Origin of the sequence: Corallococcus sp. AB030 (assembly GCF_003668965.1) — a bacterium.
Lineage (GTDB): Bacteria > Myxococcota > Myxococcia > Myxococcales > Myxococcaceae > Corallococcus > Corallococcus exiguus.
The window spans coordinates 1-23210 of record NZ_RAWQ01000008.1 but is presented as its reverse complement, the minus strand read 5'-3'; the positions used below and the strand labels follow the sequence as shown (position 1 = coordinate 23210).

Below are 23210 nucleotides of genomic sequence, written 5' to 3'. Positions count from 1 at the left end.
GAGACCACGGCGGTGCGGTCGCCATTCGTGGCGGCCTGCAATGGGAAGCCGGACTCAACGCCGTTGCCGGTGGATCCGCGCACGCTGGTGGTGCCGGGCGTCAACAAGCCGGGGGCGGCGGTCCAGTTCAACGCGTACTGGGTGGATCTGCACAATCCCCCGGCGCCGTTCGTCTCCACGCTGCCGCCCAATCCCACGACGTGCGGTGAGTTCCGCGCGAGCGTGGCCCGGGGGCGCAACAACATCGAGACGCGCGCCTACTTCCAGCCGTTCACCACCTCGCTCGCCTACTACAACCTCTACCTGCTCTGGGGCTTCCTCATCCGCCCCTCGGACTTCGACGAGCAGGTCATCAAGCGTTACGGCATGGCGAAGGCGCCGTTCCGCAATCCCTATCCGCTGCCGTGGGAGAACCCCAACCTCACCAACGGCGGCAGCGGCCAGCTCCCCCTGGGGCTCGTGCAGGAGAAGGACTCGAACGGGCGCTATACGGGCGCCATCAGCTCCAGCTGCTCGGGGTGCCACGACTCGCGGCTGGGGACCGAACAGGAGGCCGGCTTCGTGTGGGGGCGCACGAACGACGCGCTGGACGCGGGGTTGATCCAATCCGACTTCTTCCGCTCGACGGGCGTGGGCACCGTGCTGCAGCTGGCGCCCGTGCCCTGGAGCGTGGGCCGCGGCACCAGTGACGCCATCGGCATCGTGGACCTGCTGCCCGCGCTCTTCGACATGGACTCGCTCGCGCTGGCGCCCAGCCTGCTCGAATACTTCCCCTCCCACGCGGGCGGCCAGTCCCGCGCGCCCAGCTGGTGGCACCGCGCCTTCAAGACGCGGCAGTTCTGGGATGGCGCCCTCACGTCGGACAACGTCCGCTCGGAGATGGCCTTCAGCATCGCGAACCTGGGGCGCACGCCCGCGCAGCGCCGGGCGATGACCGTCGAGTTCGAGGACAACGACAACTTCTTCATCTCGATGTCCCCCCCCACGTACCCGAAGACGGTCAACACCGCGCTCGCCGAGCAGGGCGCGGTGCTCTTCCACGAGCGGGACCTGTGGGCCAACGGCGCCAACGCCAACATCCCCAAGGCGCCGGGCAACGGCTCCTGCGCGTCCTGCCACGGCGTCTATTCGCCGCGCCATGCCGCGGACCCGGCGTACCTGCCCGACCCGCGCCTCAAGGGCGTGGCGGGCGTGATTACGCCCATTGAGACCATCCGCACGGACCCCGCGCGCAAGGACCTGATGGCGGACATCCGCAAGCGCAAGGCCTGGAACTCGTCCTTCCTGGCCTACAACGACGAGGCCCCCAACCACGGCCCCTTCTACGACGACATCATCACCAGCGCCCTGCGGCGCGTGCCGCGCAGCGCGTATGACAACGGCCTGGGCCCCGTCTATTCACCCCTGGGGCCCAACGAGTGGCTCAGCCCGTTCGGCTACATCGCGCCGCCGCTCTATGGCGCGTGGGCCTCCGCGCCGTTCTTCCACAACGGCAGCGTGCCCACCCTCTGGGACGTGCTGAAGCCGGCGGACCGGCCGTCGGTGTGGAAGCGCCTGCAGACCTCCGCCAACATCCTGGGGACCAACGCGGGCTACGACGCGAGCTACGCGTCCTATGACTTCGGGAAGCTGGGGTGGAAGGTGTCGTCGCTGCCCTGCGCCAACTCCCCGTCCAACGACCCGTTCATCCCGTGCAGCGAGGAGATGGCGACGGCTGACGTGCTCTTCGCGAACATCGCGAACCTGGTCGCCAACTACAACTCGCTCGCCTACCAGTCGCCGCCGCCCATCACCCAGAAGCAGATCCGCTCCCGGATGATCTTCAACACCCACTTCTACGGCATGGGCAACGAGGGGCATGACTTCACCCAGTCGCTCACCGACCCGGAGCGCTGGGCCCTCATCGAATACATGAAGACGCTGTAATCAGAGGGGAGGGGGCGCGGAAAGGGTCCGCGCCCCCTGGCCCGTCACAGGAAGCGGCGGAAGAGGTCCAGCTTCCCCGTGTAGGGCGGGTAGCGCAGCTTCATGTCCAGGATGAACGGCCGCTTCACCACGCTCTTCTTGTGGCTGAAGGCGTCGAAGCTGGACTGGCCGTGGTAGCCGCCCAGGCCGGACTCGCCCACGCCGCCGAAGGGCATCCCCTCCGCGGCGAAGTGGACGCACACGTCGTTGGTGACGGCGCCACCGCTGGATGTCTCCGCGAGCACGCGCTCGTTCACCGCGGCATCCCGCGCGAAGGTGTAGAGCGCGAGAGGTTTCGGGCGGGCGCGCACGAAGCGGATGGCGTCGTCGACGTTCGCGCAGTCGACCAGCGGGAGCAGGGGGCCGAAGATCTCCTCCTGCATCAGCGGGCTTGTCAGCGGCGCGTCGGTGATGACGGTGGGGGCGAAGAAGCGGCTGGCTGCGTCGCGCTCTCCACCGAAGGCAATGTTCCCATGGGACGCGAGCGCGCTGACGCGCTCGAAGTGGCGGGCGTTGACGATGCGGCCGTAGTCGGCGCTCGTGCTCGCGTCGTCGCCGTAGAAGCTCCGCACGGCCTTCTGGACCAGCGCCGTGAAGCGCTCCTGGAGGTCGGAAGGGATGAGCACGTAGTCCGGCGCGATGCAGGTCTGCCCGGCGTTGACGTACTTGCCCCAGGCGATGCGGCGCGCGGTGACCTCCAGGTCCGCGCTCCGGTCGACGATGCAGGGGCTCTTGCCGCCCAATTCCAGGACGGTGGGCGTCAGGTGCCGGGCCGCCGCTTCAGCGACGGTCCGGCCCACCTGCGGGCCTCCGGTGAAGAAGATGAGGTCCCACCGCTCGTCGAGCAGCGCGCGGCTCTCCTCCACGCCGCCCTCCACGACGGAGACGACCTCGGGCGGGAACGCCTCGCCCAGCATCTTCGCGAGCACGCGCGAGGTCGCGGGCGCGTGCTCACTGGGCTTCAACACGGCGGTGCAGCCCGCGGCGAGCGCCCCGATGAGCGGCGCCAGCGACAGCTGATAGGGATAGTTCCAGGGCGCGATGATGAGCGTCACACCCAGGGGCTCCGCGTACTGCCAGGCCCGCGCCGGCTGGATGACGAGCGGCGCGGAGCCCTTGCGGGGCTCCATCCAGGCCTTCACGTGCTTGAGGGCCGTCTTCAGCTCCCCGTAGATGCTGCCCACCTCCGTCAGGTAGGCCTCCTCCGGGCTCTTCGAGAGGTCTGCCTTGAGGGCGGCCAGGATGGCCTCCTCATGCCTGCGGGCCGTCGCTTCGAGCGCCCGCAGCTGCTCCTGCCGCCATTTCAGCGGGAGCGTGACGCGGGTTTCGAAACAGGCGCGCTGCCTTGAAACGAGTGCCTTCACGTCATGCTCCCGCTGATTCCTCATGGGGCGACCTCTTGTGTGGGTAAGGGGTTACTCGAGCAGCTCTCCACGTTCAGCCTTGGCGACCAGGGACGCGGGCGGCAGGAAGTGCTTCCCGTAGCGCTCCGCCAGCTGGCGCGCGCGGACGACGAAGCCGCGAGGCCCCGTGCCGGAGGGGCCTTCGTAGCCGTTGATGTACTGCACCACGCCGCCCGTCCACGGCGGGAAGCCGATGCCCAGGATGGAGCCCACGTTCGCGTCCGCGGCCGAGCGCAGCACGCCCTCGTCGAAGCAGCGCACCGTGTCGATGGCCTCCGCGAAGAGCATCCGCTCCTTCATGTCCTCGAAGGGGATGGTGTGCCCGGGCTTGGTGTAGTGCTGCGCCAGCCCCGGCCAGAGGTTCGTCCGCTTGCCGTCCGCGTAGTCGTAGAACCCGCCGCCCGTGGAGCGGCCCTTGCGCCCGTGCTGATCGATGAGCGCGTCCATCACCGCGTAGCTGCCGTGGTCCACCCACGGCTGGCCCGCGGCCACCACGGCCGCCTTCGTCTCCTGGCGGATCTTCCGGGGCAGCGTCAGCGTCAATTCGTCCACCAGCTGGAGCGGGGCGGCGGGGTAGCCCGCCTGGAGTCCCGCCTGCTCGATGGACGCGGGCGCGATGCCCTCGCCCACCATGGCGATGGCCTCGTTGAGGAACGTGCCGATGACGCGGCTGGTGAAGAAGCCCCGGCTGTCATTGACGACGATGGGCGTCTTGCCAATCTGCACCGCGATGTCGATGGCCTTCGCCAGCGTTGCGTCACTCGTCTGCTTGCCGGCGATGAGCTCCAGCAGCGGCATCTTGTCCACGGGGGAGAAGAAGTGCATGCCGACGAAGTCCGGCGGCCGCGTCACGCCCTCCGCGAGCAGGCTGATGGGCAGGGTGGAGGTGTTGGACCCCAGCACCGCGTCCGGCGCCACCACGCCTTGAATCTCCTGGAAGACCTTGTGCTTGAGCTTCACGTCCTCGAACACCGCTTCGATGACCAGGTCGCAGCCCGCGAGCGCGGCCGGGTCCTCCGCGGGGGTGATGCGCGCCAGCAGCGCGTCGCCCTTCTCCTTCGTGACGGAGCCCTTGGAGACGGCCTTCTCCACCAGCTTGACGGAGTAGCCCTTGCCCTTCTCCGCGGCGGCCAGGGTCACGTCCTTGAGCACCACGTCGATGCCGGCCTTGGCGCACACGTAGGCGATGCCCGCGCCCATCATGCCCGCGCCCAGCACGCCCACCTTCTTCGCGGTGTGCTGCGGGAAGCCCTTGGGACGGCCGCCGCCGGAGTTGATGTGCTGCATGTCGAAGAAGAACGCCTGCATCATGTTCTTCGCGACCTGACCGACGACGAGCTCCGTGAAGTAGCGCGACTCGATGGTGAACGCGGTGTCCACGTCCACCTGCGTGCTCTCCACCGCCACCGCCATGATGGCGCGCGGCGCGGGCATGTTCGTGCCCTTGAGCTGCTTGCGCAGGTTGGCGGGGAAGGCGGGCAGGTTCGCCGCGAACGCTGGGTGTGAAGGCGTGCCGCCGGGAATCTTGTAGCCCTTCTGGTCCCACGGCTGCTGCGCCTTCGGGTTCGCCTTTACCCACGCCTTCGCCGCGGGCAGGAGCGCGTCCACGGAAGGCACCACCTCATGCACCAGCCCCAGCTCCTTCGCCTCCTGGGGGCGGTGTTTCTGGCCCTGGAGCAGCACCTTCATCAGCGCGTCCGTGATGCCCAGCATGCGCACCGTGCGCACCACGCCGCCGCCGCCGGGCAGCAGGCCCAGCGTCACCTCCGGCAGACCCACCACCGCGCCCTTCACGTCCGCGAGGATGCGGTGGTGACACGCGAGGGCGATCTCCAGCCCGCCGCCCAGCGCCGCGCCGTTGATGGCCGCGACCACGGGCTTGCCCAGGGTCTCCAGCGCGCGCAGCTGCGCCTTGATCTCCTGGCCCAGGTCGAAGACCTGCTTCGCTTCGCTCTTCTTGACGTTGCGCAGGTCGTTGAGGTCGCCGCCCGCGAAGAAGGTCTTCTTCGCGGAGGTGATGACGACGCCGGTGATGCTGTCCTTCTCCTTCACCAGCCGGTCCACCGCCGCGCGCATGGACTTCACGTAGGCGGCGTTCATGGTGTTGGCGGACTGGGAGGGGTCGTCCATCGTCAAGACGACGATGCCGTCCGCGTCCTGTTCCCAGCGCAGGGTGTTCTGTTCGCTCATGGTGTTCGCTCGAAAGTCTTTGAAAGGGGAGGGAGAGGTCAGACGCGCTCGACGAGGGTGGCCACACCCATGCCGCCGCCGACGCACAGGGTGACGACCGCGCGACGCGCGTTGCGCCGCTCCAGTTCATCCACCACGGTTCCAAGAATCATGGCGCCGGTGGCGCCCAGCGGGTGACCCATGGCGATGGCGCCGCCGTTGACGTTGAGCTTCTCGTCCGGGATGTCCAGGTCCTTCTGGTACTTGAGGACCACGGAGGCGAAGGCCTCGTTGAGCTCGAAGAGGTCGATGTCCTTCACCGACAGGCCGGCGATGTCCAGCAGCTTGCGGGTGGCCGGCAGCGGGCCGGTGAGCATGATGGTCGGCTCCGCGCCGGACGTGGCCACGGCGGCGATGCGCGCGCGAGGCTTGAGGCCCAGCGTCTTGCCCACCTTCTCCGAGCCCACCAGCACCAGCGCCGCGCCGTCCACGATGCCGGAGGAGTTGCCCGGCGTGTGCACGTGATGGATGCGCTCCACCGCGTGGTACTTCTGGAGCGCCACCGCGTCGAAGCCGCCCATCTCACCCATGGTGGTGAAGGACGCGCTCAGCTGGCCCAGCGAGGCCACTGTGGAGTCCGGGCGCATGTGCTCATCGCGGTCCAGGATGACGAGCCCGTTCTGGTCCACCACGGGGACGACGGACTTCTGGAAGTAGCCGTTCTTCCACGCGTGGGCGGCGCGCTCCTGCGAGCGCACGGCGTAGCGGTCCACGTCCTCGCGGGTGAAGCCCTCCATGGTCGCGATGAGGTCCGCGGAGATGCCCTGCGGCACGAAGTAGGTGTCGTAGTTGGTGGCGGGGTCCATGGCCCACGCGCCGCCGTCCGAGCCCATGGCGACGCGGGACATGCTCTCCACGCCGCCCGCGATGACCAGGTGCTCCCAGCCGGAGCGCACCTGCTGCGCGGCCATGTTCACCGCCGTCAGGCCGGAGGCACAGAAGCGGTTGAGCTGCACGCCGCCGGTGGTGTCCGGCAGGCCCGCGGCCAGCACCAGCGTGCGCGCGATGTCCGCGCCCTGGTCGCCCACGGGGGACACGACGCCCAGCACCACGTCGTCGATGTACTTCGGGTCCAGGGTGGGGTTGCGCTGCTTGAGCGCGTCCACCAGGCCGACGAGCAGCGACACCGGCTTGGTGCCGTGCAGGGCGCCCTTCTTGCCCTTGCCACGAGGGGTACGGACGGCGTCGAAGATGAATGCTTCCTGGCTCACGGGGAGCCTCCTTGTGAGAAGGGAGGGGCTACAGGGACCGGGCGACGAGCTCCTTCATGACCTCGTTCGCGCCGGCGAAGATTCGCAGGACGCGGGTGTCCGCGAACAGATGGGCGATGGGGTATTCCTTCATATACCCGTACCCGCCGAACAGCTGGAGGCAGCGGTCCACTACCAGGCAGGCCTGGTCGGACACCCAGTACTTCGCCATGGCCGCCGTTGTCACATCGAGTCTGCCTTCCAGGTGGGACGCGACGCAGTCATCCACGAAGGTGCGGCAGACCCGCTGGAGGGTGGCGCACTCCGCCAGCTCGAAGCGCGTGTTCTGCAGGGCGAAGAGCGGCTTGCCGAAGACGTGGCGCTGCTTCGTGTACTCGACGGTGAGCTGGACCGCGCGCTCCAGGCTGGCCACCGCGATGATGGCCGTGGTCAGCCGCTCCTGGGGCAGCTGCTGCATGAGCTGGGCGAAGCCCCGGCCCTCCTCGCCTCCCAGCAGGTTGACGGCGGGGACCCGCAGGTCGTCGAAGAAGAGCTCGGTGGTGTCCTGACCCTTGCCCCCCAGCTTGTCGAGGATGCGTCCGCGCTGGAAGCCGGGCGTCGTGTCAGAAATCTCCGCGCACAACAGGGAGATGCCCGCGTGGCCCGGCTGCCCCGTGCGCACGACGATGATGATGAAGTCGCACACGTGGCCGTTGGAGATGAACGTCTTCGCGCCGCTCACCCGGTAGAAGTCGCCTTCACGCACCGCGCGGGTGGAGATGGCCTGGATGTCGGAGCCCGTCCCCGGCTCGGTCATGGCGATGGCGCCCACCCACTCGCCGCTGGCCAGGCGGGGCAGCCATTTCTCCTTCTGGGCCTCCGACGCGTAGGCCAGCAGGTAGTGCGCGACGATGGCGCAGTGGACGGGGAAGCCCATGGACGGGTCGCCGGCGCGGATCTGCTCCTCGATGAGGACCGCCTCGTGCGCGAACGTGCCGCCTACGCCGCCGTAGGCCTCCGGGATGGACATGCACAGGAGGCCCAGCTCTCCGGCGCGGCGGTAGAGCGCCTTGTCCGGGTAGCCCTGCTCCACGTGCTTGGGCAGGTTGGGGAGGACCTCCTTCGTGAAGTAGGTGGCCGCGAGCGTGCGCACCTGCTCGACGTCATCCGAGCTCCACCGGGGACGTGCCGTCGTCATGATGTCTGTCTCCTAGAGTCCGAAGGTCTTGCCGATGATGTCGCGCTGGATCTCGCTGGTGCCGCCGTAGACGGTGGAGATGACCGTGGCGCGCAGGTGCGACTCCATGTCGTATTCGGTGGCGTAGCCGTAGCCGCCCATCATCTGCATGCCCTCCAGGGCTACGCGCTTGGCGGTCTCCGTCGTCTTGAGCTTCGCCATGGAGGCCTCGCGGGGGAGCATCCGGTCCGGGTGCTCGTCGGCCATGGCCGCCACGCGGTAGACGAGCAGCTCGCAGCAATCCAGCTCCGTGGCCAGGTCCGCGATGCGGTGCTTGAGCGCTTGGAATGAGCCGACGGCGCGGCCGAACTGCTTGCGCTCCTTCACGTAGGCGACGGCGTCGTCGAACGCGCGCCGGCCCCGGCCCAGCATGGACGCGGCGAGCAGGAGCCGCTCGCTGTTGAGCCCCGCCATCAGCTGGGGCCACGCCTGGTCCACGAGGCCGACCACGGAGGACTCCGGCAGGAAGCAGTCCGTGAAGAAGACGTCGTTGACCTCCTTGCCGCCCATCGTGGGGATGCCGCGGATCTCCATGCCGGGCGTGCCCGCGGAGACGCAGAACATGGTGAGGCCTTCATGCCGCGAACCCACGGAGTTCGTGCGCGCCACGAGCAACACGTGGTCCGCGAAGTGCGCGTTGGAGCACCAGGTCTTCTGTCCGTTGACCACGAAGCCCCCGTGCGTCCGGACCGCGCGGCAGGTGATGGCGGCGGCGTCGGAGCCGGCCCCGGGTTCGGAGATGGAGATGGCCTCCACCCGGCCGCGTGCGATGCCTCCGAGGATTGTCTCCTTCTGCACCGGGGTCCCGAACTTCGCGTAGGGGCCTGCCGCCACCGCGGTGGTGATGTAGCCGCCTACCGGCGCGAGCCCGTACGCGGTCCGCTCCGCGAAGAGGCACATGTCGGACATGCCTCCGCCGGAGCCGCCGTACTCCGTGGGGATGCCCACGCCCAGCCAGCCCAACTCGGCCATTTGGGCGTAGAGGCCGGGGGCGTGGGCCTCCGTGCCGTTATGGGTCAGCGCGTCCCGCTGCGCGCGCGTGCCCGTCCTGGCGCGGCAGAACGCGTCGATGGCATCCGCGAACGAGGCTTGCTCCGGGGTTCTCACATGCATGGCGGTTCTCCGAAGGGGCGTCAGGCGTTCGCGTAGAGCGCGGCGATGCGTTCGGCGTACTGCGCGAGCAGCACGCGGCGCTTGAGCTTGAGGGTGACCGTCAGCTCTCCCGTCACCGGGGACCACGCTTCCGGGACGACGTGGAAGCGTTTGATCTGCTCGGAACGGGAGAGGCGGACGTTGGCCGCGGCGACGAGGGATTCCAGCTCGGCCTGGACGGTGGGGTCTCGCGCGAGCTCCTCCAGCGACACCGAGGACAGGCCCCGGGCCTTGGCCCAGAGCGGCGCGGCCTCCGGATCCAGGGAGACGAGCGCCGTCACGTAGGGGTGCCCGTCGCCAATCGCGATGGCCTGGGCCACCAGCGGGTGGGCGCGCAGCATGCCTTCGAGCTTGGAGGGGGCGATGTTCTTCCCGCTCGACGTGATGATCAGCTCCTTCTTGCGGTCGGTGATGCTGAGGAATCCATCCGCGTCGAGCGTGCCGATGTCGCCAGTGGCGAGCCAGCCGTCCGCGTCCGTCGCGCGGGCAATCTGGCCGTCCGCCGCGAGGTAGCCCATGAACACCACCGGACCGCGCACGAAGATTTCCCCGTCCAACGCCAGCTTGAGTTGGAGCCCGGGGATGGGCCGCCCCACGGAGCCGACTCGGAAGTCGGTGGGGGTGTTGATGGTGGCGCAGCCGGTGGTCTCGCTCATGCCCCAGACCTCCAGCACCTGGATGCCGAAGCCGCCCAGGTATTCGAGGATGTCCACGGGGATGGGCGCGGAGCCGCTGCTCGTCCAATGCAACGCATCCAGGCCCATGGACTTGCGCAGCGGTTCGAGCACGCGCGCTTCGGCGTCCGCGGCCTTCTGCTGGACCTCCGGCGGCACGGCCCTGCCAGCGCCGCGCAGCCGGAAGGACTCCATCGCGGCGGCGTGGGCTGCGAGCAGGGGCTCACGCTGGGCGGAGGGGAGCGCGTCCACCTTCAAGCGCAGGCTCGACGCGAGCTTCTCCCAGAGGCGCGGCACGCCGAAGAACGCGGGCGCTCGCGAGCGGGCCAACAGCGGCACCACGCCCGTGGGGTCCGTGCACAGGTGCATGTGCAGTGCTTTGTAGAGCGCTCGGTACAGCCCCAGTTCGCGCTCCGCCACATGCGCCAGCGGGAGATAGGCGATGGAGGGGACGCGCATCGGCACGGGGACGCACTGGTCCACCGCGACGGCTTCATAGAAGGCGTTGAGGTGGCTCAGCACCACGCCCTTGGGGTCGCCGGTGGTGCCGGAGGTGTACATCATCGCCAGCGGATCCTCCGGGCGGATGTCCTTCCAGGCGTCCTCGAAGGACTGGGGGTTGGCCTCGTGGAGGGCGCGGCCTTCGGCTTCGAGCTCCGCGAAGGAGATGAACCGCGAGTCCCCGCGTGGAAGGGCGGAGGCGTCCACGACGACGATGCGCTGGAGGGCGGGGAGCGATTCGAGCACCGGCCACCACCGGGCCAGCTCGTCCGCGCCCTCCAGCACCACCACCGTGGCCGCGCTGTGCCGGGCGACGTAGCCCACCTGTTCGGTGCTCAGGGTCTGGTACGCGGTACAGGAGATGGCGCCCAGGTGGGCCGCCGCATAGTCGATGATCCAATGCTCCGGCCGGCCGGACATCATGATCATCATCCGCTCGCCCCGCTTCAGCCCCAGCACGCAGAGCCCGCGGGTCATCGCGGCGGTGCGCTGACGCAGCTGGCTCCAGGTGAGGGTGCTGTTCCCGGAGGTGAGGGCGGGCGCGTCCGCGTATTCCGTGGCGTTGCGCTGAAGGAGGCGCGGCAGCGTGAGCTGGGCCGCGAGGGACAGGCACTGCGCTTCCAGGTTCGCGTCAAACGCACCCATGGACACACCTCCGCCAGGTCAAAGGACAATCAGGTTGTCTGTCGTGCTTCCTCTTCAGGGATCGACGTACAGGTCGAGCACCACATCCGGGCCGCCGCCGTAGCGGCTGAAATCAGTGACTCCACCCGCGCGCAGGACGTCCTCGTCGATGCAGGTCTGTCCGGTGCACTCGCGCGGCGGGCGCTGGAAGATGGCCACGGCCGCGTCCGCCATGATTTCCGGCGAGCGGGCCCGCTCCATCGAAGCGTCCCCGCCGAGCAGGTTCTTCACGGCGGCGGTGGCGATGAGCGTGCGAGGCCAGAGCGCGTTCGCGCCAATGCCGGCGTCCGCCAGCTCCGCCGCCCAGCCGAGCGTGAGCAGCGTCATGCCGTACTTGGCCATCGTGTACGCCGGGTGCAGGCCCATCCAGTGGGGCGCCAGGTTCACAGGTGGGGACAACGAAAGGATGTGAGCGTGGGACGAGCGCCGCAGGTGCGGCAGCGCCGTGCGCGTGAGCAGGAACGTCCCGCGCAGTTGTATCTGCTGCATCAGGTCGAAGCGCTTGAGCGGGAGCTCTTCGGTCTTCAGCGGGGCCAGGGCGCTCGCGTTGTTGAGGCAGAAGTCGATGCCGCCGAAGCGGGCCACCGTTTCGTCCACGGCGCGCTGCACGTCCGCTTCGTCCCGCACGTCGCCCACCACCGCGAGTGCTTTGCCGCCCGCGGCTTCAATCTCCGCGGCGGCCGTGTGGACCGTTCCCGGCAGACGCGGGTCCGGCGTGCCCGTCTTCGCCAGGAGCGCGACGTTGGCGCCCAGCCGTCCGGCCGCGACACCGATGGCCAGCCCGATGCCACGGCTTCCGCCGGACATGAGCAGCGTGCGTCCGGTGAGCGGGCCCGGACCGGCCATCGGCCGCGTCACTTCTGGGCCTTCGGCTTCGCCGGGGTGGCACGTCCGGGCGTGGCCGTCTGGGCGAGCTGGGGGAGCAGGTCGCGCACGATGAGCAGGAGTGATTCGCTCAGGAGCAGGTGCGTCTCCTCGCGGGTGAGCGTTCCGTCGCGGAGCCACTCGCGGATGGAGGCCTTCACCAGCCCGCTGTAGGAGCGGATCATCGCCCGCTGCCGCGAATCGTTGCCGACCTCGGCCTTGAGCCCCAGGAACTCGAGCGTTCGCGACGCGGCCACGTCGTCCGCCTCTGCGATGATGCGGTCCACGTCCGGATCCGCGCCGATGCTGCCGCTCCCGATGACGGCCAGGTACGTCTTGCCGTGGGTCGCCACGGTGTCCAGGTACCACTCGACGCTGCGCTCCACGCGCTCTCGCAGGGTTCCGGTCATGGGGACGCTCTTTTCGATGCCGGGCATGAGCAGCATTCGCTTCACGACCTTCAGGTAGAGATCCCGCTTCTGCCCGAAGTAGTGATTGAGGAGCCCCCGCGCGACGCCCGCCTCCTTGGCGATGTCAGTGGTGGAGACGTCCGCGTAGGGGCGCTCGCCGAACAGGCGCATGGCACACTCGAGGATCTGCTTCCGGCGCTCGTCCGGTTCCAGCCGCTTCCAGCGGGGGGCCAGGGCGCTCATCGCCGGGTCTCCTGCCAGGGGAGGAACACAGGCAGGTCTTGGGTCACCGTCCGGGAGAATCGCGCGGGTCGCTTCTGCATGAAGGCCATGACACCTTCTAGCGCGTCCGGGCTCTCTCCGAGGCTCGCGATGAGCTGACTGTCCAGGGCGAACGCGGGCTCCGGCGAGGGGAGGGCGCTCATCCGGTAGAGCGCCTGACGGATGACGGCCACGGACACCGGCGCGGTTGATTCCACCAGCTCCCGAGCGAGCGTCTGCGCCGCGGTGGCCAGGGCTTCGGGTTCATGGAGGGATTGAACCAGCCCCGCGTTGAGTGCCTCCTCCGCGGGGACGAGCCGCCCGCTCACCATCCAATCCATGGCGCGGCCCAGGCCCACCAGCCGGGGCAGGAACCAGCAGGAGCCCGCTTCCGGGTAGATGCCTCGCCGGCTGAAGACAAACCCGAAACGGCTGTTCCTGGCCGCGAGCCGGAAGTCCGCGGGGAGGATCATCGTGGAGCCCACGCCCACCGCCGCGCCCTGGATGGCGGCGATGACTGGCTTTCTCAACATGAACAGCTGGCGGGCCACGCGCGTCGCGGGTTCGACCCAGGCACCGCCGGGGATGTCTGTGTTCGTGACCTCCAGGGACTGACCGCTGAGGTCCGCTCCCACGCAGAAGTCCTTGCCGGCGCCAGAGAGGATGACCACCCGCACCGCTTCATCCGCGTCCGCCGCGGCGAGCGCGGAGGCCAGTTCATCCGCCATGAGCACGGTGAAGCCATTGCGCGCTTCGGGCCGGTGCAGTTCCACATTGGCGACCCGGTCCGCGTAGGAAACGCGGATGTGTTGGTAGCTCATGGTTGGAAATCCTGGCTCATGTGCTGGGTATAGTGGAGACTTGTTGGCGCGGCGTCAACAGCAAGAGTCATTGCCATCGCCCCGGAGTCTTCGACGTTTCGCGTCATCGATTGCCTGCCCTGGAGCCCGTTCATGAGTGTGGATGCGTTTGGCCTGGAGGGCCGCCGTGCGCTGGTGACGGGCGCCTCCGGAGGGTTGGGTTTGCACTTCGCGGAGGTGCTGGCCCGGGCGGGCGCGGAGGTGGTGTTGGCGGCGCGGCGCTCGGACCGGCTGACCGCGGAGGTGGAGCGGCTGCGGGAGCTGGGGCTGCGTGCCCATGCGGTGTCCATGGACGTGACGCTCGCGGCGTCCGTGCAGGAGGCCGTGGCCGAGGCGGAGGCGCTGGCGGGTGGGGTGCTGGACGTGCTGGTGAACAACGCGGGCGTGTCCGGCGACGGCTTCTTCCTCCAGGTGGAGGAGGCGCAGTGGGACGCCGTCATCGACACCAACCTCAAGGGTTCGTATCTCGTGTCGAAGGCCGTGGCGCGCCGTCTGGTGGAGCGCGAGGCGCCGGGCAGCATCATCCACATCGCGTCCATCCTGGGCCTGCGGGTGGGCGGCGGGGTGGCGCCCTGCTGTGCCTCCAAGGCCGGGGTGATCCACCTCACCAAGGCGATGGCGTTCGAACTGGCGCGGCATCGGATCCGCGTGAACGCGCTGGCCCCCGGCTACATCGAGACGGACTTCAACCGGACCTTCTTCGGGAAGGACGCGGGACAGAAGCTGCTCGCTCGCATTCCCTTCCGGCGGCTGGGGCACATGCGGGAGCTGGATGGGCCGCTGCTGCTGCTGGCGTCGGAGGCCGGCAGCTACATGAGTGGTTCTGTCATTGAGGTGGATGGTGGCCACCTCTGCTCCACCCTGTAGTCCTCCCTTCGGCCCGGTGACCCAATGGACTTCTCGCTGTCCCCTGAAATCGAAGCGTACCGGCTGCGTGTGCGTGAGTTCGTGGCCACGCACGTGTTGCCGCTGGAGAAGCAGCCGGATGCGTTCGACGCGCACGAGAACCTCCGCGAGGAGGTGGTGGCTCGGGTGCGGGAGCTGGCCCGCGCGCAGGGGCTCTGGGCCTTCCAGATGCCCAAGGCTCGCGGAGGGCAGGGGCTGGGCGTGGTGGGCATGGCGGCCTGTTACGAGGAGGCGGCGCGTTCGCCCTTCGGGCCCGTGATGTTCAACGCCGCGCCCCCGGATGACGGCAACATGATCGTCCTGGAGAAGGTGCTCGCGACGGAGGCGCTGAAGCAGCGCTGGTTGCAGCCCCTCATCGATGGCCGGGTGCGCTCCGCCTTCGCGATGACGGAGCCCGACGGCTGCGGCTCCGACCCGTCCCTCACCTATACGCGAGCGGAGAAGCAGGGCGACGAATGGGTGCTCACGGGCCGCAAGTGGTTCATCACCGGTGCCCAGGGCGCGCAGCACTTCATCGTCGTGGCGCGCACCTCCGACGACGAGCGCAAGGGGCTCACTGCGTTCCTCTTCGACGCCAGTCAGCCTGGATGGCGTATCGAGCGGCGCATTCCCATCATGGGGCCCGAGGAGCACGGTGGTCATTGCGAGCTCGTCTTCGAGGGGCTGCGCATTCCGGACGAACATCGCCTGCTGGGCGTGGGTGATGGCCTCAAGGTGACGCAGATCCGTCTGGGCACGGCGCGCCTCACGCACTGCATGCGCTGGCTGGGATTGGCGAAGCGGTGCCTGGAGGAGGCGGGCGGTTACGTCTCGCGGCGGATGAGCTTCGGGGAGACCCTGGCTCAGCATGAGGGCGTGCAGTGGATGTTGGGCGACGCGGCCAAGGACATCCACATCGGGCGGCTGCTCACCATGAGCGCCGCCTGGAAGCTGGACCAGGGGGACTTCGCGCGCACGGACATCTCCATCGCGAAGATCCACGTGGCGGATGCGCTGCACAAGGCCGCGGATACGGCCATCCAGTTGATGGGCGCGCGCGGCTACTCCAAGGACACGCTCGTTGAATGGATCTACCGGTACGCGCGTCAGGCGCGGTTGGTGGATGGGGCCAGTGAAATCCACAAGATGGTGCTGTCGCGTGCCTATCTGGCGGAGGGCGCGGACTTCTTCCGGTGGGGCGTGGGATGACGATGCGCGAGGAACACAGGCACGCGCTGGAGTCCTTCCTGGCCACGAAGGCGGCGGCCCGCGAGGTGCGGCTCGTCGATGCGCGCCTGCTCTCCGGGGGCGCCATCCAGGAGAACTGGCTGCTGACGGCTGTGGTGAGCGGAGGGCCGCATGAAGGCGTGCTGGAGTGCGTGCTGCGCTCCGATGCGGCCTCGGGCGTCTCCGTGTCGCACGACCGTGTCCGGGAGTTCGCCCTGCTGCGAGAGGCCTTCCGCGCGGGCGTGACGGTGCCGGAGCCGCTGTGGCTGGGAGATGGCTCCGTGCTCGGGCGCGCGTTCTTCGTGATGCGCAAGGCCCGGGGGACCGCCGCTGGCCATCGCATCGTGAAGGACCTGGGGCTGGGCGGAGATCGCGAGGCGCTGACCGAACGGCTGGGTGCGGAGCTGGCGCGGCTGCATGCCATCCGTCCTCCCGTGGAAGCCCTGTCCTTCCTCCCGGTGCCGGCGTTGTCGCCCGCGCTGCGGGGCGTGAATGAGTTCCAATCCTTCCTGGACGGCCACCACGCGGCGTTCCCCGCGCTGGAGTGGGGGATCCGCTGGCTGGAGCGGCATGCGCCAAAGACTCCGGAGCTGGTGCTGACGCATCGCGATTTCCGCACCGGCAATTACATGCTGGACGAAGCCGGCCTCACGGCCGTGCTGGATTGGGAGTTCGCGGCGTGGTCGGACCCACTGGAGGACCTCGGGTGGTTCTGCGCGCGGTGCTGGCGCTTCGGCCAGTTCGACCAGGAGGCGGGAGGCATTGGCTCCCGTGAGGCGCTGGCGCGCGGCTATGCGCGCGTGAGCGGCCGCACGCTGGATTGGGAGGCGGTGCGCTACTGGGAGGTCTTCGCCCATGCGCGGTGGGCGGTGATTGCCCTGCAGCAGGGCGAGCGTCACGTCTCCGGCCGCGAGCCCTCGCTGGAGCTGGCGCTGACGGCGCATGTCGTGCCGGAGCTGGAGCTGGAACTTCTTTCGATGACGGGAGGACGGAATGCGTGAACAGCCGGACGGGGCCGCGCTGCTGGCGATTGCTCGCGAGGTGCTGCTGCGGGAGCTGCTGCCCGGGCTGCCGGAGGACAAGGTCTACGCGGCGCGGATGATCGCCAACGCGATGGGCATCGCCGAGCGGCAACTCCGCGCGGGTGACGAGCCCCAGCAGGAGGAACGCGGGGCGCTGGTGGTCCTGCTCCAGCGCGAAGGGGGGCTCGCGGAGCTGAACCACGAGCTGGCGGCGCGGATCCGCCAGGGCGGGTTTGATGGAAACCGCGAGGCCTGGTCGCTGCTCTGGGACTCCACCCTTCAGCGCGTCCGCGAGAGCGCACCGAAGGCCCTGCCTGCCTCCGACCGGATGGAGTAGAGGTCGGGGCATGAAGAAGAAGGCCTCCAAGTCTCCCGCCCGCGACCTGCCGTTCGAAATCTTCACCTGGTCGCAGGTTCGCGACGAGGTGAAGGCCCCTGGCAATCGCGAGGATGACTCGGACCGCGTGCTCGTCCTCACCGGGAATGTCGTCATGCCCCACGACCTGGGGCTGGACTTCCACCAGGGAATCTTCGCGCTGGATGACGAGGACGAGCCTCCCTTCACCGGCCTCATCGTGCGCGGTGACCTCACCGTCGAAGGCTGCGTGCTCAACTGGGAGAACGACTTCGGGCCGTTCCTCCAGGTGCACGGCAACCTCGTCGCGAAGCGCATCGCCATCGGCGGTGCTCGGCTTCACGTCTCCGGCGACCTGACGACCGAAGACCTGGTGGCGGTCTACAACCACGGCAGCGTCTCCGTGGGCGGAAAACTCAAGGCCCGCACCCTTGCCTCGCATTACTCCTTCAAGGTGGCGGGCGCTGTCGACGCGCATCGCTACCTGGGCCAGGACTCGAAGGTGTTCGCGGTGGCCGGAGGGGTGGAGGACGTGAAGGACCCCTACGAAGGGAAGGGCGTCTTCGTCCCGTCGGTGGTGAGGGACGGCCGCGTCGATCTGGAGAAGGTGCGGGCCCGGCTGGCGGCGGGCAAGCCCGTCGCTCGCGACGCGTTCACCAGCATCCGGGAGGCGTTCCGTCAGCTCGTCGCGAAGAAGCTCGCGGATCCCGACAAGGTCAAGAGCCTGACGCTGGAGGACAAGGCGCTCACGTCCCTTCCGGAGGAGCTCTTCCTGTTCCGCAAGCTGGAGAAGCTCAACCTCCGCCGCAACAACCTCCGCGTGCTCCCGGAAGAACTGGGGCAGCTCACGGAGCTGCGCGAGCTGGACCTGCACGGCAATCGCCTGCTGGAACTGCCGGAGTCCATCGGCGAGCTCAAGAAGCTGCGGTCCCTGGACCTGTCGTACAACTGCCTCTGGCGGCTGCCGGAGTCACTGGCCGGATGCGTCGAGCTGCGGCGGGTGAACCTGATCAACAACCCCCATGCCTACGTCCGGCTGGCCTTCGGGAGCTGGCGGAAGGTCCAGCTCATGTTCGACTTCCCGGAGGTCCTCACGCGGCTGCCGAAGCTGGAGGTTCTCACCTTCGAAGGAACGCCGCTGCGCACGCTGCCGACGCGGCGCTTCGACAGCACGACCTTGAGCAAGGCCACGGTGCTCTGGTCGCTGGTGACGCACATGGATCCGGAGCTGCACGACCAGCTCCAGGTGGACGTGGAGCGCAGCCGGGAGAAGGCGGCGGCCCATATCGGCTACTGGTTCAAGCCGGAGAACGTGCGTCTGGAATCCTTCTACGACGCGAAGGCGGACCGCTACGACTTCGCGGAGGTCCTCGCGCTGCTGGCGCTGCTGCTGCGCATCAACATCCCCACGGCTGCGCCCTATGACGCGGCGCTGGAGAAGTTCCGGGTGCAGAGCCAGGAGATCGCCCGGCACCTGGACTGGGACGGCGACAAGCCCCGGCACGTCCACGCACTCTTCGGAGCGCTGCGCGACGCGCTGGGGACGCTGGGCGAGCCGTATCCCGGCGACGCGCTCATCGCGGGCCTGCGGGACGTCTTCGCGGCCCGCGCTGGCTGAAGCCCCCTGGTGACGCCAGACATCAGCTGGTGAATGGCGTCATCGCGACGGGCGGGGATCGCTCGGCCCAAGTGACTGATTTCACGGAGTCCAGGGGCTGGCATGCGTCCTGCTCTTGGGTCCCGGCATGTCCATCTCCTCCCTGAACCGCGCGTCCTCCTTCCAGCCTTCCTCGAGCATCTCCCAGCTCAAGCCGGCCGCCGCTCCGGCTCAGGGTGTGGTGGGGGCTTCGGTTCAGCAGCCCCGGAACGACCTGCGCCGGATGTTCATGGCCGACTCGTTCGAGCAGGGCCCGAGCAAGGTGGGCGGTGCCTCCGGGGACTTCCAGAAGCAGCTGTCGGAGATCGTGGCCCAGCTCACGCAGCTGGTGAAGCTCCTCCAGACGCAGTCGCCCGCGGGCCTGGGCCAGGGCGCCGAGGGTGCGGCGTCCGCGGTGGGCGGCGTGGGCGGTGCCGCTTCGGCGCAGCAGGCGCCTCCCGCGTCTTCGGCCTCCACCTTCGAGGCTCCCGTGTCGGCGGCTCCCCCAGCTCCTTCGGCGGCGTCGCCTTCGGCGGCGGCTCCGGCGGCTCCCTCGGCCCAGAGCGCGGCTCCGGCCTCCAGCGCGGCGGCTCCGGCGCACCCCACGTACAACAGTGACGCGGGCCCTGGCTTCGGTCCTCCGTCCGCCGGCTCCACGGAGCCCGCGCCCGCGAACGCGCCGTGGCTCGCGAAGAACAACGTCGGGTCGCCCTACAACAGCAACATGCAGCTCATCGACGAGAGCCAGAAGGGCCAGTTCAAGTACACGAACACCTTCACCAACAAGACGAACGAGCCGCAGACCATCACGCTCTGGAACAAGACGGGCGAGAACGGGAACCCGAACGACGGGCAGAACTTCGACAAGAGCACGCCCAAGACGTTCACGCTCCAGCCCGGCCAGTCGCAGGTGGTGGCGTTCGATAGCAACACCAGCGTGGCGTGGGCCGCGTCGAAGGATGGCACGGCGAAGCCCGGCGCGAACTCCGGTCAGACCTGGGGCGAGGCCACGTTCGCGAACTCCGGCACGGGTTGGAGCGGCTTCGACACCAGCCAGATTGCCCCCGCGGGCCACAACGGCAAGATGTCCATCTCCAACGAGGCGACCGGCAAGACCGTGACGGAAGCCAACGCCTGGCAGACGGAGAAGGACGACCCCGCGCTCCACGACGTGGGCGTCCCCGCCGGTCCGCTGAACCTGCGCACGGAGATTGGCTGAAGCCTGGCCGGCCCGCGCTGGCTACAGGCCGAGCGCCGCCTTGCACGTCTTCACATACAGGTCCCGGAAGAGGTTGTCCGGGTCCGTGCGCTGCTTCACGGCCTGGTAGGTCTCGCGGTTCCAGATGCTCCAGAAGGTCTGCTCGTCGTAGTAGTTGTACGAGATGAGCGTCTTGGTTCCGTTCACGCGCTGGAGCTCGTCCTCCAGCTCCTTGTAGACGTTGCGGCCCGGCGGCTGCGGCATGCCGTACACGGCCAGGTCCAGGAACAGTGGGTCGTTCATTCCGGCCCACCACTGGGGTGTCAGCCATTCGTAGTCGCGAGTCCTTCGGAAGGGCACGCACCAGACGGGGTAGTGCCGCATCTCGCGGTGGTACCAGTCCATGAAGTCCGCCGCGCGCGAGAAGGGGATGAACACGTCCACGATGACCGGCGGGTCCTTCTTCGGTAGCAGCTGGGTGAAGCGGTTGGCGGTCCTCAGCACGCTGTCGGAGTGGATGAGCTTTCCGAACAGCGCCCTCGCGAGCAGGTTCTGCGGCCGCGCGTGCGTGACGCCCCGGTTGTATCGGAAAAGGTAGTCATACGTCGTGAGGTAGTCCTCGCTCCGGCGCGGGATGGTCTCGCAGTACGCGGTGAGCCATTCGTAGCGGCTCACGTACGGCGCCCGGTCCACGAAGTGGCCCACGCACAGCACGTGCTTCGTGGGCGAGAAGATCTGCCCGTCCAGGTAGTCCGCGCCCGGCTCCTGGAAGTGGTGCCAGATGCCCTGCTGGAAGGACTCCAGCGTGGAGTGCGTCTCGTTCGTCACCCGGACGTAGGGCGCTGCTCGCGTGAGCTTGAAGCGCACCTTGGACAGGATGCCCAGCGTCCCGAACGAGCCGTGCATCATCTGGAAGAGGAGTGGCTCTTCCTTCGGAGAGCAGCGCAGCACGTCCCCCTTCGCGGTGATGACCTCGTACTCCAGACACGTGTCGTGGAAGCCGCCCTGGCGGAAGGACATGGACTCGATGGAGCACCCCGCGATGGCGCCCCCGAGCGTGATGGTCTTGTGCTCGGGGACGATGTACGGGACGAGCCCGTGCGGCAGCGTCGCGCGCACCACCGCGTCGAAGGTGGCGGCGGGCTCGGCGGTGCAGGTCATCCCCACGGGGTCGATGTCGAGGATGGCGTCCAGGTCCCCCAGGTCCACCTTCTCGTCGCGACGCCGCGAGTCGAACCGCTTGGGCACGCTGTGGGGCGGGGACTTCTTCTTGAAGGACGCGGGCCCCGTTCCCTTTCGCTGCCGCAGCTGCCGGGCGATGGCCTCCACCTTCGCTTCGTGAAGCGACACCGTCCGGGGACCGCCTGACACCGACTCCGTGAGCATCCATTTCCTCCGTTGGCGGAAGGGTGGGGATGCCGCGGCGCGTGGTGAGCCCTTGCCTGTCGGAGCGGGGCCAACCCGGACGCCCGCCCACCGACCGGGCGTCCGAGCAGATGATACCGCTCAGGTGGCTTCGAGCCGACGGCGCAGCTCCGTGGTGCTCACCTCTCCCGTGCCGTCCCGGCCCATCAGGGACTGACCATCCGCGGAGTAGAGCGCCGGGCGCCGGTACAGCGTGCGCAGGGCGTGCAGGTGCGGGTAGACGATGGAGGCCTTGGGGCTCAGCTCCCGCAGGTGCTTGCGCAGGAGCGGGGCGTACCTGGGGCTCTGCGCCGGGAAGATGTGGTGCTCCTGGTGGTAGCTGAAGTTGAAGTGCATCCAGTTCATCAGCGGGTGGGTCTCCACGCTGGCGGTGTTCACGAAGGGGTTGTCCGTCTCCTCCGCCGCGGGCTGCATCCAGTGGTTGGTGGCGATGTAGATCATCAGCGAGACGTTCCCGATGAGCAGCGGGAGCACCAGCGCGTAGAACGCCGCGCGGGGCCCCAGGGCCCACCCGAGCGCCACCCAACCCGTGGTGACGAGCACCGTGAGCACGCGCTCCCGGGCCCGGTGCAGGTGCACGTGCTGGAACGCGGGCAGCCGGCAGTGGTGCCAGAGGAAGGCCTGGCCCTGCGCGGTGAAGAAGACGCTGAAGCTGATGAAGCTCAGCCAGTGTCCGGACCCGGGGGACATGGCGTGGAACAGCTTCGCGAACCCCTGGGTGTGCCAGTCCGTCCTGCGCGGGAGGATGTCCGGGTCGCGCACGAGGACGTTGGCGGCGCTGTGGTGGGCCTGGACGTGCCAGGCCCTCCAGTTGCCCGGTGTCACCAGGAAGGGCGCGAAGCCCACCCAGCCCAGCAGGCTCTCCCACTTGCGGCTGTGGAACACCGAGTGGTGCAGGGCTTCATGCGCGGCGAGCCCCACGGCGGTGACGAGCTGTCCCAGCGCGAAGGCGATGAGCAGACACGCCCAGTGGGGCAGCGTCCAGGTTCCGAGCACCCAGATGAGCGCCGCCTCCACGGGCACCAGGCAGAGCGCGACGATGCCGCGCAGGGGTTGTCGTTCGAAGGCCTCCGGGGGCAGCACGCGGCGCAACTCCGAGCGGAGCCGTTTGGCGTCATCCGGGGGCAGGGGACTGGACGAAGAGAAGTCGTTCATGGCGGTTGCCTGAGCGGGAATGAGGTTCAAGCCATGGGGCGGGCGATGCCGCCTTCAATGAGCATCCGAAGTCGGCCGGCTTCGTCATGGGCCGCCACGGTGCCGCACTGGAGCAGGTCGCCCTCCACGCGAGGAGCGAGCGACTTCAGCGTGAGCCGGCGAGGAGCCCTGGCGTCGTGCGCGACCAGGTCCCGGTCGAACGTGGCCCGCTGGACGCCCACGGGAGCGAACACGTCATTCGACACGCCCTCTACGTGCATCGCGCTCAGGCGCAGGGCCGCGTCCAGCACGAGCGCCGGCACGCCGTGGCCCGCCTGCCGCGTGGACTCCGGAAGCCCGAGCCGTGCGAAGCGGGCGTCTTCCTCCAGGCGGATCTCCTCCAGGCAGTCGAACATCCTGCGCAGCTCGATGGGGGAGCCCGTGGCGCAGTGCGGGTCGTGCACGGCCATGCCCTGGCCCGAGGCGTGGGCGGCCTCCAGTCGGTGTGGGGACCGGGGCGGTTCCGCCGTCAGCGTGAACCGGGCCTCGGCGTAGACAAGGTCACGCTCCAGCACCACGCCGGAGGCATGGACGATGTCGCCCGTGAGTTTCACCTGCACGCTGTGCTGGCCCGGGGCATCGGTGAGTGGAGTGCACTCGGCGCGCAGGGCCTGCTTGCCTCCGGGCTTCACGCGGATGAAGCGGGAGAACCGCACGTCCTCGATGGTGACGGTGCGCAGCTCGGGGCGCGTGTCGTCCAGGGCCGCCTGGAACATCAGGTCCAGGGCCCAGGCGCCGGGCAGGGTGGGTGTGCCTCGGACGAGGTGGTCCTCCAGGCACGGGACGCTCGCCGCGTCGACCGTGAGGTCCCTTCGTGTGGGGCGCGGAGGTTCTGGGG

At 68.8% G+C, this 23210-nt stretch carries 19 protein-coding genes; 7 read left to right on the top strand and 12 right to left on the bottom strand.

The window, feature by feature from the left end; genetic code table 11:
- Positions 1 to 12 precede the first annotated feature (12 nt).
- Positions 13 to 1926: a hypothetical protein gene (locus D7Y15_RS03715; protein ID WP_304988676.1), complete on the top strand. Its 1914-nt coding sequence runs from the start codon at positions 13 to 15 to the stop codon at positions 1924 to 1926.
- Between the two features lie 44 nt (positions 1927 to 1970).
- Here the strand turns inward: D7Y15_RS03715 and D7Y15_RS03710 are convergent, their stop codons facing one another.
- Genes D7Y15_RS03710 through D7Y15_RS03670 form a run of 9 tightly spaced genes read right to left on the bottom strand, consistent with a single transcriptional unit; the run spans position 1971 to position 13391 of the window.
- Positions 1971 to 3353 (bottom strand): aldehyde dehydrogenase family protein, encoded by a 1383-nt coding sequence (locus D7Y15_RS03710; RefSeq protein ID WP_121751719.1) that lies wholly within the window; start codon positions 3351 to 3353, stop codon positions 1971 to 1973.
- A gap of 27 nt (positions 3354 to 3380) precedes the next feature.
- The gene (locus D7Y15_RS03705; RefSeq protein ID WP_121751718.1) at positions 3381 to 5558 is read right to left on the bottom strand and encodes a 3-hydroxyacyl-CoA dehydrogenase NAD-binding domain-containing protein; all 2178 of its coding nucleotides are present in this window, start codon (positions 5556 to 5558) and stop codon (positions 3381 to 3383) included.
- 38 nt (positions 5559 to 5596) lie between these two features.
- Entirely contained in the window at positions 5597 to 6808 is a 1212-nt protein-coding gene (locus D7Y15_RS03700) for an acetyl-CoA C-acetyltransferase (protein WP_121751717.1), read from the bottom strand.
- Positions 6809 to 6836: 28 nt separating this feature from the next.
- A complete protein-coding gene (locus D7Y15_RS03695) occupies positions 6837 to 7985 on the bottom strand; it encodes an acyl-CoA dehydrogenase family protein (RefSeq protein ID WP_121751716.1) in 1149 nt (382 codons plus the stop codon).
- Between the two features lie 12 nt (positions 7986 to 7997).
- Positions 7998 to 9137, bottom strand: coding sequence for an acyl-CoA dehydrogenase family protein (locus tag D7Y15_RS03690; RefSeq protein WP_120578053.1), 1140 nt, complete (start codon positions 9135 to 9137; stop codon positions 7998 to 8000).
- 20 nt (positions 9138 to 9157) lie between these two features.
- Positions 9158 to 10996, bottom strand: a complete 1839-nt coding sequence (locus D7Y15_RS03685) for a long-chain fatty acid--CoA ligase (RefSeq protein ID WP_120578052.1) — start codon at positions 10994 to 10996, stop codon at positions 9158 to 9160.
- 54 nt (positions 10997 to 11050) lie between these two features.
- Positions 11051 to 11881, bottom strand: a complete 831-nt coding sequence (locus tag D7Y15_RS03680) for an NAD(P)-dependent oxidoreductase (protein WP_121751715.1) — start codon at positions 11879 to 11881, stop codon at positions 11051 to 11053.
- An 8-nt stretch (positions 11882 to 11889) separates the two neighbouring features.
- Positions 11890 to 12552 carry a TetR/AcrR family transcriptional regulator gene (locus D7Y15_RS03675; RefSeq protein ID WP_120595143.1) on the bottom strand — a complete coding sequence of 221 codons (663 nt, stop codon included), beginning with the start codon at positions 12550 to 12552 and terminating at the stop codon, positions 11890 to 11892.
- Positions 12549 to 13391: an enoyl-CoA hydratase-related protein gene (locus tag D7Y15_RS03670; protein ID WP_121751714.1), complete on the bottom strand. Its 843-nt coding sequence runs from the start codon at positions 13389 to 13391 to the stop codon at positions 12549 to 12551. Before D7Y15_RS03670 ends, D7Y15_RS03675 begins: the two co-directional genes overlap by 4 nt.
- Before the next feature lie 132 nt (positions 13392 to 13523).
- On the opposite strand from D7Y15_RS03670, the gene D7Y15_RS03665 reads away from it, so the two are divergent.
- The 6 genes from D7Y15_RS03665 (at position 13524) to D7Y15_RS03640 (ending at position 19774) form a co-directional block, all read left to right on the top strand.
- Positions 13524 to 14297 carry an SDR family NAD(P)-dependent oxidoreductase gene (locus tag D7Y15_RS03665; protein ID WP_121751713.1) on the top strand — a complete coding sequence of 258 codons (774 nt, stop codon included), beginning with the start codon at positions 13524 to 13526 and terminating at the stop codon, positions 14295 to 14297.
- Positions 14298 to 14321: 24 nt separating this feature from the next.
- A complete protein-coding gene (locus D7Y15_RS03660) occupies positions 14322 to 15524 on the top strand; it encodes an acyl-CoA dehydrogenase family protein (protein WP_121751712.1) in 1203 nt (400 codons plus the stop codon).
- Positions 15521 to 16543, top strand: coding sequence for a phosphotransferase family protein (locus tag D7Y15_RS03655; protein ID WP_233604816.1), 1023 nt, complete (start codon positions 15521 to 15523; stop codon positions 16541 to 16543). Before D7Y15_RS03660 ends, D7Y15_RS03655 begins: the two co-directional genes overlap by 4 nt.
- Positions 16536 to 16901 (top strand): DUF6285 domain-containing protein, encoded by a 366-nt coding sequence (locus tag D7Y15_RS03650; RefSeq protein ID WP_121751710.1) that lies wholly within the window; start codon positions 16536 to 16538, stop codon positions 16899 to 16901. Before D7Y15_RS03655 ends, D7Y15_RS03650 begins: the two co-directional genes overlap by 8 nt.
- 10 nt (positions 16902 to 16911) lie before the next feature.
- The gene (locus D7Y15_RS03645; RefSeq protein ID WP_121751709.1) at positions 16912 to 18537 is read left to right on the top strand and encodes a leucine-rich repeat domain-containing protein; all 1626 of its coding nucleotides are present in this window, start codon (positions 16912 to 16914) and stop codon (positions 18535 to 18537) included.
- Between the two features lie 127 nt (positions 18538 to 18664).
- Positions 18665 to 19774 (top strand): hypothetical protein, encoded by a 1110-nt coding sequence (locus D7Y15_RS03640; protein ID WP_121751708.1) that lies wholly within the window; start codon positions 18665 to 18667, stop codon positions 19772 to 19774.
- Between the two features lie 21 nt (positions 19775 to 19795).
- Here the strand turns inward: D7Y15_RS03640 and D7Y15_RS03635 are convergent, their stop codons facing one another.
- The 3 genes from D7Y15_RS03635 to D7Y15_RS03625 all read right to left on the bottom strand — a co-directional run.
- The gene (locus tag D7Y15_RS03635) at positions 19796 to 21139 is read right to left on the bottom strand and encodes an FAD-binding oxidoreductase (RefSeq protein ID WP_121751707.1); all 1344 of its coding nucleotides are present in this window, start codon (positions 21137 to 21139) and stop codon (positions 19796 to 19798) included.
- A 120-nt stretch (positions 21140 to 21259) separates the two neighbouring features.
- Positions 21260 to 22333, bottom strand: coding sequence for a fatty acid desaturase (locus D7Y15_RS03630; protein ID WP_121751706.1), 1074 nt, complete (start codon positions 22331 to 22333; stop codon positions 21260 to 21262).
- A 26-nt stretch (positions 22334 to 22359) separates the two neighbouring features.
- On the bottom strand, positions 22360 to 23210 hold an 851-nt coding region (locus D7Y15_RS03625), incomplete at its 5' end, for a polyketide synthase dehydratase domain-containing protein (RefSeq protein ID WP_199733813.1).